Annotated in this window: 3 protein-coding genes; all 3 read right to left on the minus strand. The window is 48.6% G+C overall.

Annotated elements, in window-relative coordinates:
• Positions 1-273: BppU family phage baseplate upper protein (locus tag WC259_RS08200; RefSeq protein ID WP_372644229.1), on the minus strand; the 273-nt coding region annotated here is incomplete at its 3' end.
• Positions 270-1,571: a hypothetical protein gene (locus tag WC259_RS08205; RefSeq protein WP_372644232.1), complete on the minus strand. Its 1,302-nt coding sequence runs from the start codon at positions 1,569-1,571 to the stop codon at positions 270-272. The genes WC259_RS08200 and WC259_RS08205, both read right to left, overlap by 4 nt.
• Before the next feature lie 6 nt (positions 1,572-1,577).
• Positions 1,578-3,131, minus strand: coding sequence for a right-handed parallel beta-helix repeat-containing protein (locus tag WC259_RS08210; protein WP_372644235.1), 1,554 nt, complete (start codon positions 3,129-3,131; stop codon positions 1,578-1,580).
• Between the last annotated feature and the right edge of the window lie 112 nt (positions 3,132-3,243).

The following is a 3,243-nucleotide window of genomic DNA, read 5'->3' on the forward strand; positions in this document are numbered from 1 at the left end:
GGTCTGAATCTTTGAATCAGGGAACGTTACCTCGACCTCACCGAGATACGTTCCGACCGTGTTTGTGTCGGAGGCCGTCCAGTTATATCGGCATTTTCCTTTGGTTGCGTCAGTAATCACGCATGCCACGCCGTTGATCTTTACTGATCCAGTGGAGGAGTCCTTCATGTAGAACTTCACGGTGCATCCGGTTAAGTCCACCGGCGCACCGTCTTGGGTCAGGCTGAATTCCAGTGGAGGACGGGTGTCATTTTGTACAATTTTGATGCTCATAGATTTATGTCTTGCTTATTGCCCGGAATCGTCACGTCGGCTTTGGCGTTTTGAAGCTGTTGATCTTGCCGGGCGGTCTTGACCTCAATACTGCTTTTGGATGTTGTTAAACCGAACGTTTCTCTGGCTGAGAGCATCAGCACTGATATTTTTGCCGAGAGGAATTCAATGGCAATCTTTACACCGGGCGGAATTTTCAGGATGTCCCACACGTACTTCCACGTCCTCGATACCAGTCCTCGAATGTCGAGAAGATACGTCCACACCTTGCCGACTCCAATCAGGATGTCGAATTGGTATGTCCAGACTTTGGCGATATAACTTAGGATGTCGAATGCGTAAGTGATCGACTTGGACACGAAGCTTGTGATATCCCACAGGTAGCTCGTCACTCTCGATGCGAGCATCCGGATATTCCATTTGTAGGTTTGTATCTTGGCAATAAGCCCTCGGATATCGAGCAGGTATGTGGATGCTCTTGTGGCAAGATTTCTTACGTCGAAGAGATAGTCCATTTGCTTTATTGCACTCATCAGCACGTCAAACACGTATTGAGTGCTTTTGCTTACAGCACCGGCCATGTCGAATAGGTACTGTGTGGCTTTGGTCGCAAGGTTTCTTACATTCAGCACATACGTCCATGTTTTGCTTATCAGATTTCGAAGATCAAACAGGTACGTGGTTGCGTGGCTTGCTAGACTTCGCATGTCGAATCTGTACGCCATGATCTTTGCGACCACATCCCCGATATTGATCAGGTAGGTTGTGAGTTTTGTCGCAAGATTTCTTATATCCATCCGGTACGTTGTCTCTCGCGCGGCCGACAGGAATGAGTCGAACACATAAGTTATCGTCTGTCCGATCGTGAGCAGGATGTCATGCAGGTACGTCGTACTCTTTGTTGCCAGTTGCCGTACATCGAGCTTGTAAGTCATCGTCATCACAGCACCGCCGATGATGTCGATCAGATATGTGATTTGCTTTGTGATGAGTTGCAGTCCGTCCCAGAGGTAGGTGGATGTTTTGTCGATAAGGCTTCGCATGTCGAAGACATACGTCAGAGCTTTTTCGGCGAGAGCATACACATCTATGAGATACGTTCCTACTTTTCCAGCAAGATTTTTGATGTCGAGGAGGTACGTTCGTATGGCTTCCACTGTTATCGCTTGATCGAAGACATAAGTGACCGGCTTTGATATCAATCCGAACACGTCGAGTACGTAGCTCATTACTTTGCTCACGGCTGAAGAGCCGGTGTCGTTGAGTCTTGCGCTGTTGAATTGGTAGGAGTTAAACATAAGAGTTTATCCAGTTGCTGGAATGTTTGTTCCTCTCACTGAGTTGGTGCCTTGAAGTCCGATCTGTGCGGTCACTCCGTCCTTGCAGACATTTGCGATTACTAGATTGAAGTCATCGCTCGTACTCTGTTCACGGATGTGATAGGCGGACTTGTTCGCTTGAGTCGCATGGCAATTGTTCGAAGAGATAACGTTGTAAGTCGAATAGACCGTTCCGTTATTGGTGAGGAATATGCTATGGGACGTGTTGTTGGTCGTCCGGGAAGCGTTATCAATGGCGTTTCCGGTTACCGTGTTGTAGGAAGATCCGTACAGGTAAATTCCATGACCTCCGCATCCGAAGATGTGATTGCCAGTTATCACGTTACTGATCGTGGTACCGCTTCCGTGATAGAGAGCGATGCCTTGGTTCGTCGCCCATGCGACCGTGTTTCCAGAGATGACGTTGTACTTGGTGATGTTTGAGCTGTTGCCAATGATCATGCCCCAGCTGTCGCCGTAGAGATGATTTCCTGTAATTGCATTCCTTTGGCCTCCGACGATGTAGACTCCGTAGTTTGTGCTCGTGAAGATTGCATTGCCGGTTACCGCTTCACGCCAAGCACCGCTCAGGTAGAATCCATAACCATTGCTTCGACTTACGTTGCCAGTTATTGTGTTGTAATTGCATGCACTGTCATACATGCCGTAGCCGTTTGAAGTCAGAACATTTCCTGTAATTGTGTTGTGCTGTGAGTTAGTGAAGAGACCTATTCCAGTTCCGGTGTTGTCATGGATGAAGCAATTTCTAATTATGCTTTCCTCTACGCCGATGACTTTCAGACAGTCGAGACGCGCACCGGTAAGCCAGCAGTTCTCGATGAGAATTCGTTTGTGCTTGTTTGTGCTTGTACCCCAGAGCACTATCGGGCTGGAATTTCCGGAGGTTTGATTGGCTTGATTACCATCGACTTTTAGGTTCCTGATGACGATATTTGAGTACGGTGTCGTACCGCCGTCTCCCACACGCACAATGTCGCCGAGGTTACTGGCATTGGCCGCTTTTATAAGCGTCGACGCCCCTTCGCCTTCAAACACGACATTGTCTTTGAGAATTTCAACGAGACCGGTCAGTGTGTATGTTCCTTTCTTTAGGCGAACAATACCGCCACCGGCTGGCAAGTTGCTGATCGCTTCGTTTATCTCTGTTTGATCAGCCGTTCCGTCGCAGTTGTAATCTCCCGACCCGTCGGTTGCGACAATGATCTCGGTTCGGGTTTGGAAGTCGTCAAAGAGCTTGGCTGTTACCAAGAGTTCGATTTTGGTGTTTTGCGCCCATTCTTGGGCGGTCGTGTTTTCTTTGGCTCGCTCGATTGTGAATGCATCTGTTGATTTAACAGTTACTTTCACAATTTCGCCCACGCTCGGATCGCTCGTATAGAGCGTGGCGTGGAATGGAGCCGCTGGAAACTTTGCACCGTCGCCGGATTGCACGTTCACGGTAGTCGCACCCGATGTCAAAGGATTGTCCGTGATCGTGCTCTTGGCATTATTCTTTTTTGTTAAGAATGTTTTAGCCATAGCTCATTGATTTTTCCGTTTACGCCGCCGTGTCGCCCTCGGATTTAACCTGGCTTGAATTAGCGGTTACTGCACCGGCTCCGGCTGGCCATGTCAGGCGATACCAAATGCC

Source organism: Dehalococcoides sp., assembly GCF_041654235.1.
GTDB classification, from domain to species: domain Bacteria; phylum Chloroflexota; class Dehalococcoidia; order Dehalococcoidales; family Dehalococcoidaceae; genus Dehalococcoides; species Dehalococcoides mccartyi_B.

Coding starts and splice junctions, on each gene's coding strand:
- WC259_RS08205 (WP_372644232.1), bottom strand. CDS start 1,571: ATGTTTAACTCCTACCAATTCAACAGCGCAAGACTCAACGACACCGGC.
- WC259_RS08210 (WP_372644235.1), bottom strand. CDS start 3,131: ATGGCTAAAACATTCTTAACAAAAAAGAATAATGCCAAGAGCACGATC.